The sequence below is a fragment of the Moorena sp. SIO4A1 genome (genome assembly GCF_010672065.1).
Classification (GTDB): Bacteria; Cyanobacteriota; Cyanobacteriia; order Cyanobacteriales; family Coleofasciculaceae; genus Moorena.
Window position 1 is genome coordinate 1 of record NZ_JAAHHX010000719.1, and the last position, 1,443, is coordinate 1,443.

Consider the following 1,443-nt stretch of genomic DNA (forward strand, 5'->3'; position numbering starts at 1 on the left):
ATAATGTTGACTTTAACTACCCCCATAAAACTACAGATATCAATGGTAACAATGGCATCGACTACCTCAACGGCTCAACCACAGGAGAATATGAGCGTTGGTTTAACCGTGATACCAATTTAACTGTAGTAGAAGTAAATACCAGTACAATTCAGTTGTTGGGAGATAGCTTCATCTATAACCTGGGCAATGATGTCCGCTATGGAAGTATTTGGAATGATAAACTTCATGGAACTAATTATGGGGACAAAATCTATAGCAGCCTAGGGGATGATACTGTCTATGGCTATGGTGGTAATGATATCCTCGAAGGCGGTAAAGGCGACGATAAACTCTATGGGGATAATGGTTATGATAAACTCCATGGCAGTTTTGGCGAGGATACCTTAGTCGGTGGTTACCACAATGATACCTTAGTCGGTGGTAGTAATGATGATATCCTGATTGGTGGTCGTGATAGCGATATGATGACTGGTGGTAGTGGCGCTGACCAATTCGTTTTTGAGTTAAATCAGAGTTTGTTATCCGGTGAATATGATGTGATCAAAGACTTTGAGGTTGGTGTCGATCAGATTGAATTTAGGGGCTGGGGTTATATTGATTCTTCTTATTGGTTCAGTGGGGTAATTGCTGAAGGTCGGCTTACCGATACCCACAATGGTGCCCTATTCCATTCAAATTATGGTGGAAAAGTCTTGTTTGAAGGGGTTAATGCCCACGAACTTAGTCACTCTGACTTCGTCTTCGATGCTTAAAACTTAATTCCAGATGGCGAATACTCTACAGGACTAACGCCGTAAATTTATAGCAATTCTTAAGGCTGATAGGGCTAGAGATAAATTTTATCTCCCCATCTCCCTATCTACCTATCTTCCCATCTAAATCTTTAATCTTACTTTTAAAAATTGGGATTACTTGTAAAGTGTGTTAATAAGGCACCCTACTAGTACTTATAAGGTTTAGTTCCCAGTTTTTCCTAAGTTTTGCTCTAATTCATTGAAGCCAAACCCAAAGAGGCGATCAAGCGATTGCGCTACGCGCACGCTTGATCGCTTATTTTATCATGAGATGATTACTGATAGCTAAATGTTTACTATAAAATTTCTAAATGAGATATAAACCTAGAAGGTCTTTTTTTATTATCCAATAAAACTTCGGATCTCTTTTGCCTCTTGGCTTTTGCCTCTTGGCTTTTGCCTCTTGGGGCAAGAGGTGTGTTCACGACTCAAATCAAAACGCTATATTATCACTACCAGAGCATTAGCTGACTGATGATAAATAGCTTAATGCTTAACATTTTGGCGGCTTATTGTCATCAAAATCAGCCGCCACAATGGCGCTCATCATTGATTAATGCTATTTATAATGATTCCCGGAATAAGCCAATATAAAAATGGAGATATTCATGGGATCAAATACTTTATTTTTGCCAATTGTTAAAAC

1 protein-coding gene is annotated in these 1,443 nt (G+C 38.9%); it reads left to right on the forward strand.

The annotated features are described in order from the left end of the window. Nucleotides 1–755, forward strand: a 755-nt coding sequence (locus tag F6K53_RS42270; RefSeq protein ID WP_293086485.1) for a calcium-binding protein, incomplete at its 5' end; no start/stop codon positions are given. Between the last annotated feature and the right edge of the window lie 688 nt (nt 756–1,443).